Raw genomic sequence first — 17,231 nt, 5'->3', positions numbered from 1 at the left:
CCGATTGTGAATAGTATGTTTGCATATAAATATAGGAAGCACAATCGGGTGCGGACTGGGGAGTTGTCCGTAAAAGCGTCGGCCTGAAGTCAGATTGGAATTTCGGGAAACACGATGATCGGGCTCAAGGAGGTTAGAGCGCCGTATGGGGCGTCCAAAAAAGGGCGCGCGGTGTTCTAGTAGGAGGAGAAGCATGAGGAATTTCACGACATCTGTGCTGGCAGGTTCTGTTCTGCTGGCTGCAGGAATGGTTTCCGCGGGGGCTGCGGAACTTCCGGGTAAATTTGAGGGCGTCACCATCAATGCCAAGCTCATTGGCGGTCAGCAGTATGAAGCGCTGTATTCGCGCATTGCTGAATGGGAAAAGGCGACCGGTGCCAAGGTCAACATCCTGTCCAAGAAGAATCACTTCGAGCTGGACAAGGAAATTAAGTCGGACATCGCTTCGGGTTCGATCAACTGGTGCGTTGGCTCCAACCACTCGTCTTTTGCGCCGCAATATCCTGATCTCTATGCCGATCTGAATGGTTTGCTTCCAAAAGAAGAAATCGAAGGCTTCGTGCCATCGGTGATCAAGGCTTCGACGCTTAACGACAAGCTGATCATGCTGCCACGCGCGCAGTTCGACGTTTCAGCGCTCTATTATCAGAAGAGCCTTTACGAAGACGACGCCAAGAAGACCGCATTCAAGGAAAAATACGGCTACGATCTGGCACCGCCAAAGACCTGGAAAGAAGTTTCCGATCAGGCTGTGTTCTTTGCCGATCCGCCGAATTTCTACGGCACGCAGTTTGCGGGCAAGGAAGAAGCCATCAACGGCCGCTTCTATGAAATGCTGGTCGCTGAAGGCGGCGAATATCTCAAGGACGGCAAACCAGCCTTCAATTCTGAAGCCGGTGTCCGTGCGCTCGACTGGTTCGTCAATCTTTACAAGGCCAAGGCCGTTCCTGCAGGCACCACCAACTATCTCTGGGATGAGCTGGGCGCTGGCTTTGCATCCGGCACCATTGCACTCAATCTGGATTGGCCGGGCTGGGCAACCTATTTCAACGATCCAAAGTCGTCGAAGGTCGCAGGCAATGTCGGCATCGTTCCACCACCGGCAGGTTCTTCCGGCAAGCGCACCGGCTGGTCGGGTCATCACGGCTTCTCAGTCACTGAATCCTGCGGCACGAAAGAAGCTGCTGCTTCGCTCGTTTGGTTCCTAACCAACGAGGATTCGCAGAAGCAGGAATCGGCTGCCGGCACTTTGCCAACCCGTACCGCTGTCTGGGATTATGTCATCGAACAGGCTGCTTCCGATCCGTATAAGAAGGAAGTTCTGTCGGTGTTCCAGGAAACGGCAAAGACCGCTTTCCCGGTTCCGCAGACCCCGTCATGGATCGAAATTTCCAACGCTGTCTATCCTGAACTTCAGGCAGCGATCCTTGGTGACAAGACCTCGCAGCAGGCGCTTGATGATGCAGCCAAGAAGGCAACGCAGATCCTTGAGGATGCTGGCGAACTCTAGGCCTATCGCCTCATTTAAACTGTGACTTCATGGCCCGCTCTGAACGGGGCGGGCCAATTTTGCGCTTAATGACCGCTTCGGAAGAACAATGTTTAAACGAATTTCCCCGCCGGTTTTGCTTTTGCTTCCGGCCTTCATCATCCTAGCAGCGGTGGTCCTGTTTCCCCTCGCGCTTTCGCTTTATTCAAGCTTCACGCCATTCCGGCTGACGCGTCCTGACAGCCTGTTCAACTTCATCGGTCTGCGAAATTATCAGCGCATCATGGGTGATTGGGTGTTCTGGGCTGCATTCATTCGCACGGTGATCTTCCTCACCATCGCGCTCAATCTGGAAATGCTGCTCGGACTTGGTCTGGCGCTGCTCATCAATAAGGCCACCCACGGCCAGCGCGTTTTGCGCACGCTGATGATGTTCCCGATGATGTTTTCGCCGGTTTTGGTTGGCTTCCAGTTCAAATTCATGTTCAACGACAATATCGGTCTTGTGAACAATGCGCTGCAATCGCTGGGTATCACCGACACCGCCATTCCATGGCTGATCGACGGCAATCTGGCGCTGTTTGCCATTCTGATGGCAGAAGTCTGGATGTCGACCTCGGTGTTTGCAATCCTCATTCTGGGTGGTCTTCTGTCCATGCCGCAGGATCCGGTTGAAGCCGCGCGCGTTGATGGTTGCACGCCATGGCAGACATTCCGCTATGTCATCTGGCCTTATCTGATGCCATTTGCCTTCATCGCGATGACCATTCGTTCGCTCGATGTGGCGCGTGCCTATGACATTGTGAAGATCATGACCGATGGTGGTCCGGCACGGCGAACCGAGCTGATCTGGACGCTGGTCGGGCGCACCGCCTATTCGGATGCGCAGATGGGACTGGCCAATGCAATGGCCTATATCGCGATCCTGCTCTCGATCCTCTTCACCGTAATGTTCTTCCGTAAGCTTGCAGCCGCACGCGCGCAAATCGGAGCGGAGTGGTAATCATGGCTTCCAAAACCCTCTCTAATGATCAGCATCGCCTGCTGCGCCGCGTCAAGAAAGTCGCCTACCTCATCGGCCTGTTTCTTGCGATGACGATCATCTGCCTGCCCGGTCTGTGGATCGTGCTGTCCTCGCTGCGTCCGCCGGTTGAAATCATGGCAAAGCCGCCGGTCTGGATACCGCAGGAAATCACGCTCGACGCTTATTATGCAATGTTCTCTGGTGCTGGCGGCGGCGGCATTCCGGTCTGGGATTATTTCCGCAACTCGCTGATTATTTCGGTCACATCCACCATCATCGCGCTGATCGTCGGCATTTCAGGTGGCTATGCCTTTGCGCGCTTCCGCTTCTGGGGCAAGTCGACGACATTCCTCGGTCTTATGCTAACGCGCTCGGTGCCGGGCATCGCCTTGTCGCTGCCGCTCTTCATGCTCTATTCGCGCATCGGCATCATCGACACGCATTTCGGTCTGATCGTCACTTATGTGGCGCTCAATGTGCCATTCACGATCTGGCTGATCGACGGCTTCTTCCGTCAGGTGCCGAAGGATCTGGCGGAAGCAGCCCAGATTGACGGCTGCACGCGCTGGCAGGCTTTCTGGCAGGTGGAGTTTCCGCTGGCCGGTCCCGGCATTGCGACTGCTGGCATTTTCGCCTTCCTCACTTCATGGAACGAATATGCGCTGGCATCCCAGCTCACCCGCTCGGTCAATTCCAAGACCCTTCCTGTCGGTCTTCTCGATTACACCGCTGAATTCACCATCGACTGGCGTGGCATGTGCGCGCTGGCGGTCGTGATGATTATTCCGGCGCTGACCCTCACATTCATCGTTCAGAAGCATCTTGTTGCTGGTCTGACGTTCGGCGCGGTTAAAGGTTGATATTACAATGGCTCAGCTTTCCATTAAAAATCTCGTCAAGCGCTATGGCACAATCGAAGTGGTGCATGGCATCAATCTCGAAATCGCCGACAAGGAATTTGTAGCGCTCGTTGGCCCATCCGGCTGTGGCAAGTCCACGACGCTGCGCATGATCGCAGGTCTTGAAAGCATTTCCGACGGCGCGCTGGAAATCGGCGGCAAGCTGGTCAACGATCTGCCGCCGCGTGATCGCAACATCTCCATGGTGTTCCAGTCCTATGCGCTTTATCCGCATATGTCGGTGCGCGAGAATATGGGCTTTTCGCTCAAAATCGCCAAGCAGCCACAGGCGGAAATCGACCGTCGTGTGAATGAAGCATCCGCCATTCTTGGCCTTGAAGCTCTGATGGAGCGCCGTCCGGCACAGCTTTCGGGCGGTCAGCGCCAGCGCGTTGCCATGGGCCGCGCCATCGTGCGTAATCCGGAAGTGTTTCTGTTCGATGAACCGCTTTCCAACCTCGACGCGAAGCTGCGCACGCAGATGCGTACGGAGATCAAGAAGCTTCATGCCAAGGTGCAGTCTACAGTCGTTTATGTGACGCATGATCAGGTTGAGGCCATGACGCTGGCTGACCGCATCGTCATCATGCGCGATGGCCATATTGAACAGGTCGGAACACCGGATGAAGTGTTCAAGCGTCCGGCCACGCAGTTTGTTGCGGGCTTTATCGGCTCTCCGCCGATGAATATGGCGGAGGCAACCGTGCAGGGTTCGGAACTGGTCTTTGCCAGCGGCGACCGCCTGCCAGTGCCTGCACAGTTCAAGGCCAAGGTTACGGATGGTGCCAAGGTAACATTCGGTCTGCGTCCGGATGATCTTTTCCCGACCGGCCACGGCCTGTCTTCGGGTGATGCCGGTACATCGCATGAGCAGGACCTGCGTGTTTCGATCACCGAGCCGCTTGGCAATGAAACACTGGTTTTTGTCGAGTTCGCCGGTAAGGAATGGGTAGCGCGTATGCTCAACCCGCGCCCTCTCAATTCCGGTGAAGCAATCTCCATGCATTTTGATCTGTCGCAGGCCCATCTGTTTGATGCGGCGAGCGGCAAGAGCTTGGCGGTATAGATATGGCACGCATTGAAAAAGTTGAACTGCGCATGGTTGACCTTCCGCCGAAGGTCAAGCGCACCGATGCGATCCAGAGCTTCGTCAGTCAGGAAACACCAATCGTCACCATCACTGACAGTGATGGTGCAGTGGGTACCGGCTATAGCTACACCATCGGCACTGGCGGCTCGTCCGTCATGCGCTTGTTGAACGACCATCTGGTGCCGCTGATTATCAATGAGGATGCAGATTGCATTGAGGCGATCTGGCGTAAGCTCGAATTTGCGACCCACGCCACAACCATCGGCGCGATTACCGCTTTGGCGCTTGCTGCAATCGATACAGCTCTTTGGGATTTGCGTGCGAAGAAACAAAACCTGCCGCTATGGAAGCTTGCAGGTGGTGCCAAGGATCGCTGTCCGCTTTACACGACCGAAGGCGGCTGGCTGCATATTGAGAAAGAAGCGCTGGTCGAGGATGCTCTAGCCGCCAAAGCCAAGGGGTTCTCCGGCTCCAAGGTCAAGATCGGCAAGCCGCATGGTTCGGAAGATTATGCGCGTCTTTCTGCTGTTCGCGCAGCCGTGGGCGATGGCTTTGAAATCATGACCGATTGCAATCAGGGCTTTACGGTGGATGAAGCGATCCGTCGTGCAGAGCGACTGAAAGAACTTGATCTAGCATGGATCGAAGAGCCGCTTCCGGCGGATGATCTTGATGGCCATATCCGCCTGACCCGTTCAACACCGACACCGATTGCCGTGGGTGAATCGATCTATTCGATCCGCCATTTCCGCGAATATATGCAGAAGGGCGCTTGCTCCATCGTGCAGGTGGATGTGGCGCGTATCGGCGGCATCACCCCTTGGCTGAAAGTGGCACACGCCGCAGAAGCCTTCGACATTCCGGTTTGCCCGCACTTCCTGATGGAACTGCATGTCAGCCTCACCTGTGCCGTGCAGAACGGGCGCTATGTCGAATATATCCCACAGCTTGATGACCTGACCACCAAGGGTATGGAAATTCGTGATGGCCACGCCATTGCGCCATCGGAAGCTGGCGTTGGAATTTCGTGGGATTGGGATGCCGTGCGCGCGCGCTCCGTTTCCGAATTCACCCGCGAGATCGTGAGATCATAATGGCTGAAAGAATGGGCATGGTGATTGGGCTGAAGCCTGAGAAAATTGCAGAATACAAGAAGCTGCACGCGCGCGTGTGGCCGGAAATTCTGGCGCTCATTTCCGAGTGCAACATCACCAATTACACGATTTTTCTCAAAGAGCCGGAAAACCTGCTGTTTGGTACATGGGACTATGTCGGCACCGACTTTGAAGCCGACATGAAGAAGATGGCTGATAATCCTAAAAATCAGGAATGGTGGTCAGTCTGTATGCCATGCCAGAAGCCGCTTGAAACCCGTAAAGAGGGTGAATGGTGGGCGATGATGGAGGAGGTTTTCCATCATGACTGAGGCTTTTGATCCAAAAACCTTGCGCCAGTGGTGGGCCAAACCCACGCAGCCGAAACCCATCGTGATTTTCGGCGCGGGCAGCATTGTCGGCGACGCGCATCTGCCCGCTTATCAAAAGGGCGGTTTTCCGGTTGCGGGCATTTTCGATCCTAATTTTGATAAGGCCAAAGAACTCGCCGACAAATGGAATGTGAAGACTTTTGCCAGCATTGAAGAGGCGTTGGCTGTTGAGGGCGCGATCTTCGATCTGGCAACACCGCCGTCAGCCCATGCTTCGATCCTCGCGCAATTGCCGGAAGGTGCTGCGGTTCTGATCCAGAAGCCGATGGGCAGCGATCTTGCAGCTGCTACGGAAATTCTGAAAACCTGCCGTGCTCGTAATCTCAAAGCTGCGGTGAATTTCCAGCTGCGTTTCGCGCCGATGATGTTGGCACTTTACGATGCTGTGGATCAGGGCTTGCTTGGCGAAGTGGTGGATTTCGACGCATGGCTGGCGCTTGCAACCCCTTGGGGTCTGTGGCCGTTCCTGAAAGGTCTGCCACGTATTGAGATCGCCATGCACTCGATCCATTATCTGGATTTCGTGCGCGGTCTGCTCGGCAATCCGCAAGGCGTTCACGCCAAGACCATTGGCCATCCGAACCATGAAGTCGCACAGACCCGCACGGCTGCAATTCTCGACTATGGCAACCACGTGCGCTGTGCGCTGTCGGTCAATCACGACCATGATTTCGGCCGCAAATTTCAGGCCTGCGAGTTCCGCATTTGTGGCACCGAGGGTGCTGCTTACGTGAAACTCGGCGTCAATCTCGACTATCCACGCGGCGAACCGGACGAGCTTTGGATCAAGCCAAAAGGCGTAGACGACTGGGTGCAGGTGGAGCTTCAAGGCGCATGGTTTCCGGACGCATTCTTAAACCGCATGGCGCAGTTGCAGCGCTTCGCCACTGGTGAAGATGCAGAACTGATCGGCTCGGTTGAAGATGCATGGCACACCATGGCGCTGGTTGAAGCGGCCTATCAGTCAAGCGCTGCGCCTGCCACGCCGCTTGCTGCAAAACCGGAGTTTTGATCATGTCTGAACAGGTAATCTATTTTGAAGATTATGAACTTGAGGCTCAGCGCATAACCTATGGCCGCACGATCACCGAAACGGATTTCGTGGTTCACGCCGGTCATACGGGTGATTTCTTTCCGCACCACATGGATGCGGAATTTGCAAAAACTCTGCCTGGTGGTCAGCGCATTGCACATGGCACGATGATCTTTGCAATCGGCGTCGGCCTGACTGCGACGCTGATTAACCCTGTTGCGTTTTCCTATGGCTATGACCGCCTTCGGTTCGTGCGTCCGGTGCATATCGGCGATACGATCCGCACACGCGTAACGATCAGCGCAAAGGAAGACGACCCGAAGCGGGCAAATATGGGCCGCGTTACCGAGCGGTGCGAAGTGCTTAATCAGCGGGACGAAGTGGTGCTGGCTTGCGATCACATCCTGCTTGTTGAACGGAAGGCATAACTATGACGATACGATTTGATGGAAAAACAGCGCTGATCACAGCGGCTGCTCAGGGCATTGGCCGCGCAAGTGCGCTGGCTTTCGCGGAAGCAGGTGCCAAGGTCTATGCGACCGACATCAACGAAGCGGCGCTCAAGGAACTCGAAGGCGTTTCGGGTATCATCACCCGCAAGCTCAATGTGCTTGACGAAGCCGAAGTCAAGGCGCTCGTGGCCGAGATTGGCCAGATCGATATTCTGTTCAACTGCGCAGGCGTCGTCCATGGCGGTTCGATTTTGGAAATGAAGGACGAAGACCTCGATTTCGCCGTCAATCTCAACGTCAAGGCGATGATCCGCACGATTCAGGCCGTGCTGCCGGGCATGTTGGAGCGCAAGGACGGTGCCATCGTCAACATGGCATCCGTTGCTTCAAGCGTTAAAGGCGTGCCAAACCGCTTTGCTTATGGTGTCACTAAGGCGGCTGTCATCGGTCTGACCAAGGCTGTTGCTGCCGACTATGTTGCCAAGGGCATCCGCTGCAACGCCATCTGCCCCGGTACGGTTGAAAGCCCGTCGCTGCAAGACCGTCTGCGTGCGCAGGGCGATTATGAAGAGCAGCGTGCAGCTTTCATCGCGCGTCAGCCAATTGGCCGTATCGGTCAGCCGGAAGAAATTGCCGACCTCGCGGTCTATCTCGCAGGCGCCACTTACACAACCGGTCAGGCATACAACATCGATGGTGGCTGGACAATTTAAGTTCGCCGCTGCAAATCCCCACAAGGAGTAATCTCATGAAATTTCTTCGCTATGGCGAAACCGGTCAGGAAAAGCCGGGCCTTCTCGATGCCGACGGCAATATCCGTGATCTTTCTGCCCATGTCAGCGATCTGTCGGGTGCCGTTCTCAATCCTGAAGCACTCGCCAAGCTCGGTTCGCTGGACGTCAATGCGCTGCCAAAGGTCGAAGGCAACCCGCGCCTTGGCCCATGCGTTGCAGGTACCGGCAAGTTCATCTGCATCGGCCTCAACTATGCCGATCACGCAGCAGAATCCGGCATGGCTGTACCACCAGAGCCGGTCATCTTCATGAAGGCAACCTCGGCCATCGTCGGCCCGAATGATGATCTGCTGATCCCCCGCGGTTCGGAAAAGACCGACTGGGAAGTCGAACTCGGCATCGTTATCGGCAAGACCGCGAAATATGTCTCGGAAGAGGATGCGCTTGATTATGTTGCTGGCTACTGCACGCTGCATGACGTTTCGGAACGCGCTTTCCAGATCGAACGCGCCGGTCAGTGGACCAAGGGCAAGTCTTGCGACACATTCGGCCCGACCGGCCCATGGCTGGTGACAAAGGACGAAGTTGCTGATCCGCAGGATCTCAAAATGTGGCTCACCGTCAATGGCGAAACCATGCAGGACGGCTCGACCAAGACCATGGTCTATGGTGTGCGTCATCTGGTTTCCTATCTCTCTCAGTTCATGTCACTGCAGCCGGGCGATATCATCTCCACTGGCACGCCTCCGGGCGTTGGCATGGGCATGAAACCACCGCGCTACCTCAAGGCTGGCGATGTTGTCGAACTCGGCATTGAAGGCCTCGGTTCGCAGAAGCAGAACGTGCGCGCGGACGTTTAATTTTCTTGAGCATGATTTCTAAAGCCGGTCTCCATTTTTGGGGATCATGCTCAGATCACGGAATCAAACATGACGAAAATTACTGATCTGCGCGTCTTTGATCTGCGCTTCCCGACTTCGCAAAGTCTGGACGGCTCTGACGCGATGAATCCGGACCCGGACTACTCGGCAGCTTATGTCATCCTCGATACGGATGACGAAGCGCTGAAGGGTCATGGCCTCACCTTCACCATTGGTCGCGGCAATGACATTTGCTGTCAGGCCATTCTCGCTATGCGCCATCTGGTTGTCGGCTCCTCGATGGATGATTTCCTCGCGGCCCCCGGCAAGTTCTGGCGTTACCTGACCGGCGATAGCCAGTTGCGCTGGATCGGCCCGGACAAGGGCGCGATGCATCTCGCCACCGGTGCGGTCGTCAACGCCTTCTGGGACCTCGCTGCAAAGCAGGCGGGCAAGCCGGTATGGCGGCTCGTGGCCGATATGTCGCCGGAAGAAATTGCCGATATCGTCGATTATCGCTATCTCACCGATGCGCTGACCCGCGATGAAGCCGTCGAAATTCTGCGCAAGGCTGAAAGCGGCAAGGCTGAGCGTATAGCTTCGCTCGAAGCCACCGGCTATCCTTGTTACACGACCTCGGCTGGCTGGCTCGGCTACGGCGACGACAAGCTGCGTCGTCTTTGTCAGGAAGCGATTGACGAAGGCTTCAACCACATCAAGATGAAGGTTGGTCGTGATCTTGAAGACGATATCCGCCGCTTGACCATTGCGCGCGAAGTGATCGGTCCGGATCGTTATCTGATGATCGACGCCAATCAGGTGTGGGAAGTCGATCAGGCGATCGAGTGGGTCAACAAGCTTGCTTTCTCGAAGCCTTTCTTCATCGAAGAACCAACCAGTCCGGATGATGTTGCAGGTCATCGTAAAATTCGCGAAGCCATTGGCGATGTGAAGGTTGCGACCGGCGAAATGTGCCAGAACCGCATCATGTTCAAGCAATTCATCGCGGAAGGCGCTATCGACATCGTTCAGATCGACAGCTGCCGCATGGGTGGTCTGAATGAAGTTCTGGCCGTGCTGCTGATTGCTGCGAAATACAACAAGCCAGTCTGGCCACATGCAGGCGGTGTTGGCCTTTGTGAATATGTGCAGCATCTTTCGATGATCGATTATGTTGCCGTTTCCGGCACCATGGACGGTCGTGTGATCGAATATGTTGACCATCTGCACGAGCATTTCATCGAACCATGCATCATCAAGGATGCGGCTTATATGCCGCCATCGCTGCCGGGCTTCTCGATTGAAATGAAGCCACAGTCGATTGCGGAATATACCTTCAAGGGTTGATAAAAAAGCCGCGCTGGAAGCATGTCCAGCGCGGCTTTTGTTTGACGCTTCGTCCGAAGCAAATTTGCTTTACGCTTTTTGGAAATGCCTCAGAGAAAGCGGATCATCAGCGCGCCGGTGAGAAGCAGGACCGCGCCTGCGATGCGTCCCGCAGTGATCTCGCGCACAGCAACGCCCATGAAACCAATGCGGTCTGCGGCCAGTCCGGCCATCAATTGTCCAGCTACAGCAAGGCCCATCACGGCGGCAGCCCCGATACGTGGTGTCAGCAAAACCGATGTCGTGACATAGATGCAGCCGAGCGCACCGCCAGCCACAAACAACCAGCCCGCTGGCACATTGAACGCTGGAATTGCGCCGGTAACACGCGCCGTTACGGCTGCGATCATACCAAGAATGACCGCACCCGATAGAAACGATATTGCAGCGGCGGTGACTGGCGATCCAAGCCCGCGAGCCAGTGCGGCATTGATGGGAGCCTGAATAGCGATACAGGCACCCGAAAGAATGCCAAACAAGGTCCAGAGCATGGAAAATCCTCGCTAAGATGTTGAATAAGTCATGTGATGATAAGCGCAATGCGCTGAAACCCGAAAGATAACATTCCCAATTATCTGCAGGGTGCAGTGGTCGCAGAAGAAGCGCTGCAGATCAATCGCAGCAAGGCGGTACGCCGCAATCTCACTGAAAAGTGAAACTGATCGGTGCGTTGGAAAAGCTTATTTCTGTTCGCCTGCGGAAATCAGATTCTTGCCACGGCGCTTGGCGTCATAGAGCAGAGCATCTGCCGCATAAAGCGCTGCGGTCACATCGGCAGGCGCAACAGTGAAGCTCACAAGGCCCATCGAGAAACTGACATTGAAGCCTTCACGCGCAACGGCATCATCAAGCAAAGCCTTGATTTGCTGTGCTTCTGCAAGGTCGCTGGCCTTGGTGCTGCCCAATCGCAGCACAATGAACTCATCGCCGCCAGGACGCGCGCTGACCTCATCCGGCCGATTGCGCCCGGCAAGCACTTCTCCGATCAGCCGCAGCAATTCGTCGCCTGCAGAGTGACCGCGCTCGTCATTGATCTGTTTGAAACGATCAACGTCGAAATAGAGCAGCGAGAATGTCAGCCCATGATTACGGAGCGCTAAAATGGCCTTCTCGATTTCCAGCTCGATGCCTGTGCGATTGGCAATGCCGGTCAAACCGTCGACAAGCGCCAGCTTGCGGGCATCACGCATGATGCGGCGCATACTCAGGATTTCGACGGCGGTGCTCGCAAGATTGGTGAGTTTCAGTATTTCTTCAGAGGTACAGGGCCGCGATTTTGTATCGAGCGCACAGATTGCACCCAGCGTCGAGCCGTCTGGAGCAATCAGAGGTGCGCCAAGATAAAAGCGGATACCCGGCGCATCTTTCACAAAGGGATTGGCGGCAAAGCGATCATCGGATGTCGCGTCTTCCACCAGAAAGGGCACTTGGCTTTCGATGGTTCGTGAGCAGAAGGTGTTCTCATTGGGCACATCGCCAAAAGTGCAGCCAGCCATGCCAATATGATGCGTGACGCGTTCATCGACCAGAGAGACCGCTGCCATCGGCACACCAAACGTCGACAGGACGAGATTGCAGAGCGCATCCAATGTGCGATCTTGCCCCATCTCGATCGTGTTGTAGGAAGTGAGAACAGCGAGCCGATGTTTGTCGTGTAGAAGCATGGGGCATCATTAAGCAAATTGGAATGTATCAATCAACTATCAAATACACCCAAGAGCGCCATGTGGATACTCCCAACCAACGACTGGTTGAGCTCTAGATTTTATCCCAACGAAGGGTCGTATTTTGTTGCCAGCCGTTTTCATGCAGAAGTGGCGTTTCGCTCTCGAAACATGGCCAGCCGATACAGAGATAGAAACTGAAGCACCAGTGTTCTGGTACCTGAAACAGTCTCTTCATGGCGTCCGGTTCAAGAATCGAAACCATTCCCACGCCAAGACCGAGAGAGCGGGCAGCGAGATTGAGGTTCTGCACAGCCATTGCAGTGCTTTGTTCAAGCGTTGATGCCATGGTCTGACGACCCAGCCCATGGCCCTCCACAGGGTCGGTCTCGGTGAAGACAGCCAGTTGCACAGGGGCGGTGCGAATGGCTTCGAGTTTGAGTTGCTGATATTTGTTGGCACGAGCTTCATCATAGATGCGTGCGGCCTGCCGGTTTGATGCCTCAAACAGACTATAGACGGCTTCACGCTTCTCAGTGCTTTCAACCTGGAAGATTCGCCATGGCCGCGAGTTGCCGACAGATGGCGCATAATGCATCGCCTCGCGCAGCCTTGTGAGCAGTTCTTCTGGTATGGGATCTGTCAGGAAATGCCTTACGTCCCGCCGCCAGCGCATAATATTGAAAAGCGCGTTCTGATCGGCTGGGGAGAATTTCATAAGTCCTCTGAACGCGAGACATCAAATACCAAGGCTATAAGAGCAAAAAAATATGCTTGGGAACATCATCTGGAGAAGAGTGGTGCCCGGAGACGGATTTGAACCGCCGACACGCGGATTTTCAATCCGCTGCTCTACCAACTGAGCTATCCGGGCATCCTGCAGGTGATTTCTCACCGTGTGGCGGTGTTGGTGTCCGCCGGAAGTGGGTGCGTTATAGCATTAAATTTCGCGCTGTCCAGCACCCTATCGCACTTTTTATAAGATTTCTTATAAACTTGCTAAAGCACCGATTTCACTGTGGAAATCTGAGCCAATAAGGCTCAGTTGTCGTTCTCTTCCTCTTCTTCGATGGTTTTTCCCGGGATGACATAGCTTCCCGAAAGCCAACGATTGAGGTCGATACTTTTGCAACGCGGTGAACAGAACGGATAAGTATCGCGCACCGACGGCTTTCCGCATTCAGGGCAGGGACGAGTAGGACGCAATGGCGTTACCCGTGCATCCGGTGCGGTGGATATGTCTTTCTTGTCACTCATGGGATTTTCAGACCTTGCCGCTTTCCCAATTAGCATAGACCGGATAGTCACCATCGGCCAGCAGGCTTACAGTTTCCTGCAATGGCAGGCCCACCACATTGGTATAGGAGCCAACCAGCTTGACCACGAAACTGCCCGCAAGCCCTTGGATGGCATAGCCGCCAGCCTTGCCGCGCCACTCACCGGAAGCGAGATAGGCGTCAATCTGTTTGCGTGACAGGCGCTCGAAACGCAAACGCGTTTCAACGAGCGTCTGGCGCAGATTGCCATTGGGCAGAACAAGGCAAACGCCGGTGAAAACCTTATGCGTACGCCCCGACAGAAGACGCAGGCATTCCCGCGCTTCGTCGGTGATTTCTGCCTTGGGCAGAACCCGTCGTCCCACGGCAACAACCGTGTCAGCCGCCAGAACAAAAGCACCGGAATAATTCTCGTCACTCTTGAGTTGTTCCTGGGCGGCCTTTGCCTTCTCACGCGCAAGACGACGCGCCAGCGAACGCGGATGTTCCGCGCGCTCAGGCGTTTCGTCGATATCAGCCGGCTGAATATGATCCGGCTCAATGCCAGCTTGCCCCAGAAGCTCGATCCTGCGGGGAGAGCCGGAGGCAAGAACCAGCTTATGTTGCGCGATCATAGACACCAGTTTTCCTGAGAAGCGAGTTGAGGCTTACTTGAAGCGGTAGGTAATACGGCCCTTGGTCAGGTCGTAAGGGGTCATTTCGACCAGAACCTTATCGCCAGCGAGAACACGGATGCGGTTCTTGCGCATACGACCAGCAGTGTGGGCGATGATTTCATGGTCGTTTTCGAGCTTCACGCGGAACATTGCATTTGGCAGCAGTTCCGTAACAACGCCTGGAAATTCTAGGACTTCTTCTTTCGGCATACGATACCTGTTTCTTTCTTTGATAAAATGGCCCGAAACCGGGCCGCAGCTTTAAATTTGGCCGGAACCTATATGATTAGGCGGCATTTGTGAACAACCGAATTGGGTGATGTTAATTCGGCGCCAATCTAGCCGTGATTTGGCGCTTTAAGCGGTCTCGCACATCACGATAAGCGTTCATGATCTGCTCGCGACTGCCGGTAACAAGGGTCGGGTCCGGTGTCGGCCAATATTCTACATCGACCGAAAAACCGCGCATTCGTTCAAGCACAGTATGATGCGCAAGCGGGGTCAATGTAATGATAAGGTCGAAATAACCGTCCGCCAGCTCTTCCAGTCCGCGCGGTTGCCGATTGTCGAGCGACAGCCCTTCTTCATTCAGAACCGCATCGACAAAGGGATCGCGCTCGCCGCGTTGCACGCCCGCAGAGGCTATATACATATTGGGTGGCAACAGCTTTCTTGCAAGAAGCTCGGCAATTGGTGAGCGGATCGCGTTCTTGCCGCAGACGAAAAGTACGGAAGTTGGCCGTTTCTGGACCTCTGTTTCTTCCGGTGTGGCGATCACGTCCTCAACACGCATTAAGGATCAGCCCCGCCAGTGCAACACGCAGACGAGCGTGAAAAGCCGCCGAGCGGTTGCAAAATCGACTTCGATCTTGCCGTTCAGTCGTGTTTGCAGAACTTGTGATCCTTCATTGTGCAAGCCACGCCGTCCCATATCTATAGCTTCGATCTTGCTGGGAGTCGCTGAACGGATCGCTTCATAATAACTTTCGCAAACCATGAAATAATCACGCACTACACGGCGAAGTGGCGTTAGCGATAGAATGTGAGTCGCAACCACATCGCCACTTTCCCGCATGATGGAAAAAATCAGGCGCGATTCCATCAAGGAGAGTTTTAGTTTGTATGGCCCACCCATATCGTCTCCGACCGGGTGGAAAGCGTTTTCTTCAATCAGATCAAAAATAGCGACCGCGCGTTCATGCTCGACATCAGGCGTCGAGCGGCCGATGGATTCATCCAGCTCGATGTCGATCAATCGGGCATTAGGAACGCCGGCGGTCATGATCCCTCATAGATTGAGCCGGATGGCGACGGATTGCGCGTGGGCATCAAGGCCTTCTGCGCGGGCGATTTCAATGGCTGCTGGCCCAAGCGCACGCAGCTGGTCGGGACCGAGCTTCAGAAGCGACGTGCGCTTCATGTAATCCAGAACCGAGAGGCCGGACGAGAATCGCGCCGAACGTGCCGTTGGCAGAACGTGGTTGCAGCCGCCGACATAATCGCCGATCACTTCCGGCGTATAGGCTCCGATAAACACCGAGCCAGCATTGCGGATTTTTGGCAAAAGCGCTTCCGGATCGGCGGTCGCGATTTCCAGATGCTCGGCTGCAATGCGGTTGGCCAGCGGAATGGCCGCTTCAAAATCATCAACCAGAATGACCGCGCCAAAATCGCGCCAGCTTGCGGCTGCTGTTTCAGCGCGCGGCAAAGTTTTGAGCTGGCGTTCGACAGCTTCTTCGACAGCCTTTGCGAAAGGCTCGTCATTGGTCATCAGGATAGACTGCGCAGCCGTGTCATGTTCAGCCTGCGCAAGAATGTCTGCGGCCAGCCAGTCTGGATTGTTGTCCTTGTCGGCAATCACCAGCACTTCCGAAGGTCCGGCGATCATGTCGATGCCGACCGTACCGAAAACAATGCGCTTGGCGGCTGCAACATATGCATTGCCCGGGCCAACGATTTTCGCAACCGGCGCAATCGTTTCCGTACCATAGGCCAGAGCTGCGACAGCCTGCGCGCCGCCAACACGATAGATTTCTGAAACACCGGCAAGACGCGCGGCAACCAGAACCAGCGGGTTCAGCTTACCATCGGGCGAGGGAACAACCATCACGATGCGCTCGCAACCGGCAACCTTCGCAGGCACAGCATTCATCAGCACTGAGCTTGGGTAGCTTGCGGTGCCGCCCGGCACATAAAGGCCGACAGCTTCAATCGCCGTCCAGCGTGAACCGAGTTCAACGCCGAGCGCATCGGTGTAGCGGTCATCTTTCGGCAACTGCCGCGCATGATGTTTTTCAATGCGCTCATGAGCGAGCTTCAGCGCTTCAATGGTCGAAGCTGGCGCCTCATCGAAAGCCGCATCAATTTCAGCTTCCGTCACACGGATGCCGGTCTTGTTCAGATCAATACGGTCGAAACGCAGGGAATATTCAATGAGTGCGGAATCGCCTTCACGACGCACACGATCGACGATTTCGCGGGCAGCACGATCCACATCTTCAGAAACTTCGCGCTTGCCCGCAAGGAGAGCTGCAAAGTTCTTTTCAAAATCGGCATCGGCTTGTCTGAGCGTCGTAACCACGCTGGTATTCCTTTAATTTTCAGTCTGGGCGGTGCCCGTCAGGTATGTGAAGCGGTTTCGAGCAGCAATCAGGCGTCATGTCGCGGCAGGGAATTTGTTTCCCATGCAGGCCCCAGGTCCGTTAGCTGCGCTTCAATGCATTCTACATCCAGACGGATAGCCGCATTTGCCGAGAAAGTCAGTTCCAATGTTCCGGCAGGTGCTTCGCCGGGAACAAAGCGAATGGCGAGCAGCGAAAGAACTTCTTCCGTCTTCTGCCGGTCGATGCCGCTGCCTTTGACTGCGGTTACGCGATTGAAATGCAAAGTGGTGCGGCGACGCTGATATTGCGGTTTGCGGAACAGTTTGGGCTTCGACTCTTCCCACGCAAAGCGATTGGCAGTGAGAACGAAGCGTTTATCCGTGGCCAGATATTGCAGGTCTGATACTTTCAGAACCGCATCCTGAAGATGGGCGGACAGGACCTGCAAATCTTCTTCATCCAGCGCCACAAGCTTCAACATTTCCATATCTTACGTTGTTCCCTGCTATTTTCAGATGTTGTAAGTGCCACTTTACATGCCAGCACAAAAAAATCGACAGGCTTTTCAGCCTGTTGAT

General features: G+C 55.0%; 21 protein-coding genes and 1 tRNA gene. 11 read left to right on the top strand and 11 right to left on the bottom strand.

Annotation, left to right across the window (positions count from 1 at the left end; genetic code table 11):
• The first annotated feature begins 193 nt into the window (after positions 1–193).
• The 11 genes from RT142_RS03400 to RT142_RS03350 all read left to right on the top strand — a co-directional run bounded on the left by RT142_RS03400 (position 194) and on the right by RT142_RS03350 (position 10,414).
• Positions 194–1,510, top strand: coding sequence for an ABC transporter substrate-binding protein (locus RT142_RS03400; protein ID WP_112804656.1), 1,317 nt, complete (start codon positions 194–196; stop codon positions 1,508–1,510).
• 88 nt (positions 1,511–1,598) lie between these two features.
• A complete protein-coding gene (locus tag RT142_RS03395) occupies positions 1,599–2,492 on the top strand; it encodes a carbohydrate ABC transporter permease (protein WP_064320111.1) in 894 nt (297 codons plus the stop codon).
• A 2-nt stretch (positions 2,493–2,494) separates the two neighbouring features.
• The gene (locus tag RT142_RS03390; RefSeq protein ID WP_064320112.1) at positions 2,495–3,373 is read left to right on the top strand and encodes a carbohydrate ABC transporter permease; all 879 of its coding nucleotides are present in this window, start codon (positions 2,495–2,497) and stop codon (positions 3,371–3,373) included.
• A 7-nt stretch (positions 3,374–3,380) separates the two neighbouring features.
• Positions 3,381–4,478, top strand: coding sequence for a sn-glycerol-3-phosphate ABC transporter ATP-binding protein UgpC (locus RT142_RS03385; RefSeq protein WP_313027356.1), 1,098 nt, complete (start codon positions 3,381–3,383; stop codon positions 4,476–4,478).
• A 2-nt stretch (positions 4,479–4,480) separates the two neighbouring features.
• Complete coding sequence (locus RT142_RS03380) at positions 4,481–5,596, top strand: mandelate racemase/muconate lactonizing enzyme family protein (RefSeq protein ID WP_313027353.1); 1,116 nt, start codon at positions 4,481–4,483, stop codon at positions 5,594–5,596.
• Positions 5,596–5,928, top strand: a complete 333-nt coding sequence (locus RT142_RS03375) for an L-rhamnose mutarotase (protein ID WP_064320114.1) — start codon at positions 5,596–5,598, stop codon at positions 5,926–5,928. The genes RT142_RS03380 and RT142_RS03375 overlap by 1 nt, the downstream gene beginning before the upstream one ends.
• Positions 5,921–7,000 (top strand): Gfo/Idh/MocA family oxidoreductase, encoded by a 1,080-nt coding sequence (locus tag RT142_RS03370; protein WP_313027350.1) that lies wholly within the window; start codon positions 5,921–5,923, stop codon positions 6,998–7,000. The genes RT142_RS03375 and RT142_RS03370 overlap by 8 nt, the downstream gene beginning before the upstream one ends.
• 2 nt (positions 7,001–7,002) lie before the next feature.
• The gene (locus RT142_RS03365) at positions 7,003–7,449 is read left to right on the top strand and encodes a MaoC/PaaZ C-terminal domain-containing protein (RefSeq protein ID WP_079211455.1); all 447 of its coding nucleotides are present in this window, start codon (positions 7,003–7,005) and stop codon (positions 7,447–7,449) included.
• Positions 7,450–7,451: 2 nt separating this feature from the next.
• Positions 7,452–8,186: an SDR family oxidoreductase gene (locus RT142_RS03360; protein ID WP_113496017.1), complete on the top strand. Its 735-nt coding sequence runs from the start codon at positions 7,452–7,454 to the stop codon at positions 8,184–8,186.
• Between the two features lie 35 nt (positions 8,187–8,221).
• On the top strand, positions 8,222–9,067 hold the full coding sequence (locus tag RT142_RS03355; RefSeq protein ID WP_313027343.1) for a fumarylacetoacetate hydrolase family protein: 846 nt from the start codon (positions 8,222–8,224) through the stop codon (positions 9,065–9,067).
• Positions 9,068–9,136: 69 nt separating this feature from the next.
• Positions 9,137–10,414, top strand: a complete 1,278-nt coding sequence (locus RT142_RS03350; protein ID WP_194779159.1) for an L-fuconate dehydratase — start codon at positions 9,137–9,139, stop codon at positions 10,412–10,414.
• An 89-nt stretch (positions 10,415–10,503) separates the two neighbouring features.
• On the opposite strand, the gene RT142_RS03345 is transcribed toward RT142_RS03350, so the two are convergent.
• The 11 genes from RT142_RS03345 to RT142_RS03295 all read right to left on the bottom strand — a co-directional run bounded on the left by RT142_RS03345 (position 10,504) and on the right by RT142_RS03295 (position 17,140).
• Positions 10,504–10,944: a DMT family transporter gene (locus tag RT142_RS03345; RefSeq protein WP_007873422.1), complete on the bottom strand. Its 441-nt coding sequence runs from the start codon at positions 10,942–10,944 to the stop codon at positions 10,504–10,506.
• Positions 10,945–11,133: 189 nt separating this feature from the next.
• Positions 11,134–12,117, bottom strand: coding sequence for a sensor domain-containing diguanylate cyclase (locus tag RT142_RS03340; protein ID WP_312469550.1), 984 nt, complete (start codon positions 12,115–12,117; stop codon positions 11,134–11,136).
• Between the two features lie 94 nt (positions 12,118–12,211).
• Complete coding sequence (gene bluB / locus RT142_RS03335) at positions 12,212–12,835, bottom strand: 5,6-dimethylbenzimidazole synthase (RefSeq protein ID WP_313027336.1); 624 nt, start codon at positions 12,833–12,835, stop codon at positions 12,212–12,214.
• An 80-nt stretch (positions 12,836–12,915) separates the two neighbouring features.
• Positions 12,916–12,991, bottom strand: a tRNA-Phe gene (locus tag RT142_RS03330).
• A gap of 167 nt (positions 12,992–13,158) precedes the next feature.
• A complete protein-coding gene (gene yacG / locus RT142_RS03325) occupies positions 13,159–13,374 on the bottom strand; it encodes a DNA gyrase inhibitor YacG (RefSeq protein WP_064320120.1) in 216 nt (71 codons plus the stop codon).
• 7 nt (positions 13,375–13,381) lie between these two features.
• Complete coding sequence (locus RT142_RS03320; protein ID WP_064320121.1) at positions 13,382–14,008, bottom strand: Maf-like protein; 627 nt, start codon at positions 14,006–14,008, stop codon at positions 13,382–13,384.
• Positions 14,009–14,041: 33 nt separating this feature from the next.
• A complete protein-coding gene (infA, locus tag RT142_RS03315; RefSeq protein WP_007873428.1) occupies positions 14,042–14,260 on the bottom strand; it encodes a translation initiation factor IF-1 in 219 nt (72 codons plus the stop codon).
• 112 nt (positions 14,261–14,372) lie between these two features.
• Positions 14,373–14,843: a low molecular weight phosphatase family protein gene (locus tag RT142_RS03310; protein ID WP_064320122.1), complete on the bottom strand. Its 471-nt coding sequence runs from the start codon at positions 14,841–14,843 to the stop codon at positions 14,373–14,375.
• Positions 14,844–14,849: 6 nt separating this feature from the next.
• Positions 14,850–15,332 carry a UPF0262 family protein gene (locus RT142_RS03305; RefSeq protein ID WP_313027333.1) on the bottom strand — a complete coding sequence of 161 codons (483 nt, stop codon included), beginning with the start codon at positions 15,330–15,332 and terminating at the stop codon, positions 14,850–14,852.
• 6 nt (positions 15,333–15,338) lie between these two features.
• Positions 15,339–16,631 carry a histidinol dehydrogenase gene (hisD, locus tag RT142_RS03300; protein ID WP_113496014.1) on the bottom strand — a complete coding sequence of 431 codons (1,293 nt, stop codon included), beginning with the start codon at positions 16,629–16,631 and terminating at the stop codon, positions 15,339–15,341.
• A gap of 68 nt (positions 16,632–16,699) precedes the next feature.
• Entirely contained in the window at positions 16,700–17,140 is a 441-nt protein-coding gene (locus RT142_RS03295) for a DUF2948 family protein (RefSeq protein WP_313027330.1), read from the bottom strand.
• Positions 17,141–17,231 lie beyond the last annotated feature (91 nt).

The sequence above is a fragment of the Brucella sp. genome, from assembly GCF_032066345.1.
GTDB classification, from domain to species: domain Bacteria; phylum Pseudomonadota; class Alphaproteobacteria; order Rhizobiales; family Rhizobiaceae; genus Brucella; species Brucella pseudogrignonensis.
This window is presented reverse-complemented; position numbering and strand designations above follow the sequence as displayed.